5 protein-coding genes are annotated in these 6,278 nt (G+C 66.0%); 2 read left to right on the top strand and 3 right to left on the bottom strand.

The genetic code is table 11. The features are described from left to right. Positions 1-41: 41 nt before the first annotated feature. Both ACFSDX_RS09530 and ACFSDX_RS09535 read left to right on the top strand, forming a co-directional pair. Positions 42-932, top strand: coding sequence for a sugar phosphate isomerase/epimerase family protein (locus ACFSDX_RS09530; RefSeq protein WP_382313119.1), 891 nt, complete (start codon positions 42-44; stop codon positions 930-932). Between the two features lie 252 nt (positions 933-1,184). Further along, positions 1,185-1,454 (top strand): hypothetical protein, encoded by a 270-nt coding sequence (locus tag ACFSDX_RS09535; protein WP_382313120.1) that lies wholly within the window; start codon positions 1,185-1,187, stop codon positions 1,452-1,454. Positions 1,455-1,467: 13 nt separating this feature from the next. On the opposite strand, the gene ACFSDX_RS09540 is transcribed toward ACFSDX_RS09535, so the two are convergent. From ACFSDX_RS09540 to ACFSDX_RS09550, 3 genes are all read right to left on the bottom strand, one after another. Then, positions 1,468-3,468, bottom strand: coding sequence for a hypothetical protein (locus ACFSDX_RS09540; RefSeq protein ID WP_382313121.1), 2,001 nt, complete (start codon positions 3,466-3,468; stop codon positions 1,468-1,470). Positions 3,469-3,643: 175 nt separating this feature from the next. Continuing rightward, positions 3,644-5,020, bottom strand: coding sequence for an ATP-binding protein (locus tag ACFSDX_RS09545; RefSeq protein ID WP_382313122.1), 1,377 nt, complete (start codon positions 5,018-5,020; stop codon positions 3,644-3,646). Further along, positions 5,011-6,278 (bottom strand): contractile injection system tape measure protein (locus ACFSDX_RS09550; protein ID WP_382313123.1); only part of this gene is annotated, 1,268 nt, incomplete at its 5' end. The genes ACFSDX_RS09545 and ACFSDX_RS09550, both read right to left, overlap by 10 nt.

The raw sequence follows: 6,278 nt of genomic DNA on the forward strand, positions 1-6,278 counted from the left end.
CATACACTCTTTTCTACCTCTTTCACCCCTCTCCCCCAACCATGACTCACCGCCGCGATTTTGTAAAGCAAGTTGGCTTACTGGCCGCCGCCGCTTGCGTGCAGCCCGAATTACTACTCGCCGCGCCCGTGGCCTATAAAGCTGGCATCCAATTGTATAGCCTGCGCGACTACATCGGCCAGGATGCGAAAGGGGTGCTGGCCAAAGTAGCAAAAGCCGGCTATCAGGAAGTGGAAACCTACGGCTACAGCCCCGAAAAGCACTATTGGGGCCTGAAGCCCACCGAGTTCAAGGCCGTGCTTGCGGGCAATGGTCTCACCACGCCCAGCGGGCACTACGACCTGGGCGCCTACCTGCGCGAGGGCAACGAGGCGCTGCTCGACACTACCATTGCGGCGGCCAAAGCCTGCGGCCAGCAGTATGTTATCGTGCCGTATCTGGATGAGAAGCTGCGGGCCACGCCCGCCGACTTCCGGGCCATCGCGGCCAAGCTCAACAAGGCCGGCGCGCGGTGCAAAAGCGCGGGCCTGCGCCTAGGGTACCACAACCACGACTTTGAGTTTAAGCCCATCGGCGGCACCACGCTCTACGACGTGATGCTGAAGGAAACCGACCCTAAACTTGTTGATTTTGAGATGGATATTTACTGGGTGGTGCGCGCTGGCCAAGACCCCATCAAGCTGATGCAGGCCCACCCCAAGCGCTTCCCGCTCTGGCACGTCAAGGACATGGACAAGGCCAAGCCCGACCTGAACACCGAAGTGGGCAGCGGCTCGATTGACTACCGCAAAATAATGGCCTACGCCGGCACCGCCGGGCTCAAGCACGCGGTAATGGAGCAGGAGAATTTCTCCCTCGATGCCTACCAGAGCATCGCGCAGAGCGCGGCCTACATGCGCAAAAACCTGCTTGGCGCACTAAAAAAAGCTTAGCTGGGTCAGGTCCGCGCTTCTCCCTAGGTCAAGAATAGCTCGGTTTTAGCGCTGATAGTCAGTAGTGTAAGCTTTGTAGTTTGCGTCCGTCTGGCTGTTCGCTGGCGGACGCGAACTACAAAGCTTACGCTACGGCTTAGCAACTCTACTAGCTCCGAAACCGCGTTGAGCGACCCGCTATCCGATGCGAAAAATGCTGTCGGCTCAGCTCTAATGCCCTGGGCGGCCGAAAATTACTTAGCTTACTTGTTTATGACAGCTAAATTGCCGGAGGTTCAGTGGCTACAGCAGAAAGTACCGCACGAAATACTGTGGCTGGTGGGCATTTTGGGCGCGTCGGTACCCCTGGCATGGGCGGTGTGGCACTTCCGGGGCGCGTCGCCGTTGTTGACCGAGGCGTGGCAGCAGGTACTGCCCGTGCCGCTTCATCAGCAGGGGCTGCTTTACCTGGCAATAGCCGCGGGCTGCTACCTGGGCAGGCTGGTGGCCAAGGCGCTGACCAAGCTCGGGCCGGCCGTCTAGCCCTCGCTGCCACCTAGGGCAGGTACCGGGGCCGGCGGGGGCAGCCGATGAATACGCCGGCCAGCATTACCCCCAGCCCGACCAGCCAGTACAGCACACTGGTGTAATTATACGGGTGGCGCAGCGCCACCAGGTAAGTGCTGACCAGCGCAAAGAGCAACCCTGTCAGCAAGATAGCCCGGCCCAGCCGCGCCGGAAAGGGTACTATCTGGGGCAGCTGGCCCACTGCCGCCACCACAAAACCCAGTAGCACTGCCCCCAGCAGCACCGCCACCACCGACAGCAGCACCTGCTGCCGCGGCGACAGCCGCAGCCAAGGCAGCGGCGCGGGCTTGGGCGGGGCTTGCACCAGGCCCGCGCTCACCAGGGCGCGGGCCACGCTGCCGGCAGCTACGCCGTAGTCGGGCGCTGGCAGCGCCACGCCCCCCACGCGCTGGCCGGCCCAGTGGTACTGCGCCGCCCGCTCGGCCGAGTCGGCCACCGCAATGGGCGGCAAAAACGTGGCTATCAGGCTATCATGCCGAATGCCGCTGCGTTGATAATAGTGCCGGGCCGTAGTCAGCGTGCTTTGCCAGGCCGTGGGCGAGTCGGCGGAGCTGCCAGCGGGCTTCAGCACGACCAACTGCACCAGCGCCGCCACTTCGCGCAGGTCGGCATACGTGCGGGCGCTGTCGTGGGCGGGCACGCTCAGGGCCACCGTGGCGGCCGGGTTGCCCTGGCGCAGGGCGCTCACCAACAGCTGCACAAAGCTGGACAGCGTGGCCGGTGGGGTCGGAAAAGCGCGTTGGAACGCCTGCTGACGGGCTTTATAAGTAATTTCCTTTTTCTCGAGCGCCTGCTTGCGGCGCGTCACGCCCGCGGCAAACTTGCTAAAGGCTTTCGTGCCCTGCGTATCAAAAACCAGGAGTAGGCTGTCTTTGCGCAGGCTTTCGCGCACCTGGGCTAGGGCCGGGGCCTTGGCCCGCACGGCCGCCAGCTGCGCATAGTAGGCTTGCCGCCGACTCAGGATATCGGCCTGATACCGGGCAAACGCCTCCTTAATATCACCATCTAACTTGGCCAGCAGGTTTTTGAGGGTCATCTTTTGCGGGCCTTTCAACAGCTCCAGGCTGTCGGTGCGCACCTGGTCGTGGGCTTTTAGGGCGGTACCTAGATTGCGGTGGTAGGCCGCTACCTGTTGCCGGTAGCTGGCCCAACCGGTGCCTAGGGCGGCTTTGCGCTGCTTGGGAGTGCCGGCCGGGTCGTTGGGGCCCGGCGCCAGGGTAAACTCCCGGGTTTTGCGGGCGGCCTGCACGGTAGCCAGCAAGGCCTTATCGTCCTGCACGCTTTCTTGCTCCGTGGCCAGGTCGCTGGCCAGCTTTTGCAGCGTGGCCGCCTGCTGCTGCTTGGTGCCGGCCGGGGCGGCAGCGGCGGGAAGCGACCCCGCCGGGCGGGCTGCCGTACGGGAGGCCGCCCGGCGAGCGGGCGCCTTCACGGCCCCCGAGCGAGCGGGCGTTATCATCGCCGAGGGGCGAGCAACGGCGGCGCGAAAGGCAAAATCTAGGTTTACGCCATCGGCCCCGGCGGCTTTTACCTGCGCCACAATGGCGCTCACTAGCTGGCGGCGGGCATCCTGGCGGGCACTGTCGAAAAGCACTGGCCCCGCCGCGGGCTGCCGGTAACTGACGCTGAGCAGCACCTGGCAGCGCTTATTGGCCTGGTGAACGGTTTTGACCAGGGCGGCCGGCTGGCTGGCGGGTAGCTCCAGCAAGCCCTCGTCGGTGGCCCGGCTGCCGGTGTAGACCAGGTGCGAAAGCAAGGAATAATTATACTGCCCGTAGGTGCTGGCGGGCAGCGAGTACGGAAACCAGCCCACCACGAGCCGGCCCGGCCGCAGGGTGTAGCGCGGGGCCGTGGTCAGGGCGGGGCTGCCGGGCCGGGCCGGCGGGGCCGCCGCGGCCGGTGGCCCCGCCTGGCAGCCCATAAAAGCCAGGCTCCCGAACAGCGGCAGCAAAAAAAAGTAACGTGTTCTCATAGTAAGGAAGAAGTAAGAGCAGGGCTGCCGCGGTCCGAAAACCGCCGCAGTCCGGTAAATAACGGCAGAAGTTGCGGTAAGCCCAAGCTGGTGTAATAGCCAGCTTAGCAAAGGGTTCAGAAGGCTGGTTTAGTGCTTGCTGGGCGTAGGTAGCAGCCGGTTTGGTACCCGGCCGCTAGGTGGTTTTGCCCTCCTTGGCCAGTTCGCGCTGAATCCCGAGCTGCAGCTCGCCTAGGGTGATGGGGCGGCGGTGGCGCAAGCCCAGCAGTACGCAGTAGCGCAGCACGTTGAGGATGGCGCCGCCGGTGAGCTGATATTTCTCGGCAAGCTCTTCGAACTGCACGTCAGCGGCCAGGCTGAATGTTGCCTCCGGGGCGGCCTCGGGCGAGGGGGCGAAAGCGGCCTGCCACAGGCGCAGGCGCTCGGCCGGGCCCGGCAGGGGAAAGCGCACCATAGCCTGAAAGCGCCGCGCGAAGGCCTCGTCCAGGTTGCCTTTGAGGTTGGAGGCCAAGATGATAACGCCCGGAAAATCCTCGATGCGCTGGAGCAGGTAGGCCACTTCCTGGTTGGCGTGGCGGTCGTTGGCGGTGCTGCCGGTGCTGCGCTTGCCAAAGAGGGCATCGGCTTCGTCAAAAAACAGAATCCAGCGGCGGCGCTCGGCCGTGTCAAACACGTGGGCCAGGTTCTTCTCCGTCTCGCCGATGTACTTGGATACCAGCATCGAACTATCGACCCGGTACACCTGGTGCCGCGGCCGGGTACTCTTGCCCAGAAGGCAGGCGGTGAGGGTTTTGCCGGTGCCGGGCGGGCCGTAGAACAAGGCCCGGTAGCCGGGCTTGAGGTGGCGGCGCAGGTGCGGGTGCTGCAAAATCTCATCCTGGTGCCGGAGCCAGGTTTTTAGCTCCGCCAGCTGCTCCAGCACCGGGTGGTCGAGCACCAGGTCGGCCCACTTGAGGGGCGTGCTGATGCGCTGGGCCGGAAAATCGGCGCGGTACTGGGGCCGCAGGCGCTTGCCGGTGGTGAGGTGGGCCAGGGCCTCAGGCGGCACCGTGAGGGCCCCGCTCAGGGCGGGCTCGCCGGGCTCGGCGGCTTCGAGCTGCACCAGGCGGGCCTTGGCCAGCCGCGAGCTGCTCCAGAGGCGGGCCTGGTAGCGCTGGCGGCGGGCTAGGTCGCTGCCCGCCAGCACAAACAAAGCCGTTTCGCCCGAGGGCAAAAAGCCCGGGTGGTGCTTGCCCTTGAGGCCCCCAAACTCAGTGAATGGCCGGTCGTAGGCACTGTTGCGGGTAAAAAACAAGTCCAGCGCCTGCGGGCGCAGGTGCGGGGCCAGGGCCAGGGCCAGCACCAGGCGCTCGGGCCAGCTCAGGTGCCGGGTGTGCTCGGCATAGGCATTGGTGGCCTGGTGCAGGTCGGGGGCAGGCAGCGCCTTTTTGCTGAGCGCGGCCACCGCGTCGCCCAGCCCAAAATGCAGGTTGAAGCGGGCCTCGAGCACCGCCGCGAGCCAGTCTAGTTCGGCGGCCAGCGTTTCGCCGAGGGTGGGGTTGACTATCTCCATGTTACGTACAGCGGCAGGGCCATCCAGGGTAGTTTGATGAGGGCGATAGACCACGGGCACTGGTCGAGCAGGATGTCCACGGTTTTAGTTTCGACGGTGAGCGCTACCCGGTCGGGGTGCCAGGTAAGCTTGCCGGGGCGCTGCAAAAACGTTTCGCGCAGCCCCGCGATGCTGGTGTTTTTTAGCACTGCCCACTGCCCTAGGGCGGCCCCGAGTAGGCCTTCGCCGGTGGTTTTCTCCGCCGCCGTGAGGGGCACGGCGCGGGGCAGCGGGTGCGCCGGCGCCACCCCGCACAGCAGCTTGTTCAGCACCAGGTGATATTCGGGAGAGTTTTCTTCGCTCGTCACGAGAAATTGCAGCAGGTGCGCCGCCCGGTCGGCCGTGGCCGCCTCCCCAAACTGCCGCTGCACCAGGTAGCCTAGCCGCTCAAACAGCATGGTAAAAAATGGCCACAGCAGCACCAGCCCGGCATTGGCGATATAGGCCGTTTCGTCGGGCTCGGGCTCGGGGGGAAGGGGTCTGGGGCGCAAGGAAGTGGGCGTGACATTAGGTGTGGTAGTTGTAGTCGGCCGGGAGCCGGGGGCGGTGTCGCTAGCGGCCTTGGTGGGCGGGCGGGTGCTGGGCCGGCCAGCTGGGGGCGCGGCCAGCGGCAGTTGCGTGGCCAGCAGCGCGAGCAATGGCCTGCGGTGGGGGCCGAGCTGCCGGGCTGCGGATTGTATTAGGCGCCGCACGGTTTGGGCAGCCGGCTGCTTGGTCAGCGCGCTTTCCAGCTGTAACAGGCGCTGGGCCAGGGCCAGGGGCTGGGCGGCGCCCGTCGGGGTAGCGGCCACGGCCAGCACCTCCGCCCAGAGGCCGCCCGGCCCGGTGCCGGCCTGCACCAGCCCGAGGGCGAGCAGGCGCTGCCAGTCGCGGGCCGCCGCGGCTAGTGGCGGGTAGCCAGTGGGCCGCAACTGCCGCAGCAAGCTCCAAAACTGCTTTTGCGATAAGCTGTCCACCAGCCGCTGCCGCGCGGTGGGCACGCTCAGGTAGGGCCGCAGCCGCGCCAGCGCCGCCGCGTGGGCCGGCCGCAGCAGCGTACTGAGGGCCGCAGCCAACTGGCCGGCCGGGGCGGCCAGCCCCGTTTGTAGGTACTGCGCCATCAGCTGCCCGGCCGCTTCGCCAGCCAGCGGAGCAGCAGCGGGAGCGCCGGGGGCCGCCTGCCGCGGCCGCCGGGCGGGCTCGCTTAGCGCCAGCGCATCGGCCAGTAAGGCCCCAAAAA

The sequence above is a fragment of the Hymenobacter bucti genome (assembly GCF_042681145.1).
In the GTDB taxonomy this organism is placed as follows: domain Bacteria; phylum Bacteroidota; class Bacteroidia; order Cytophagales; family Hymenobacteraceae; genus Hymenobacter; species Hymenobacter bucti.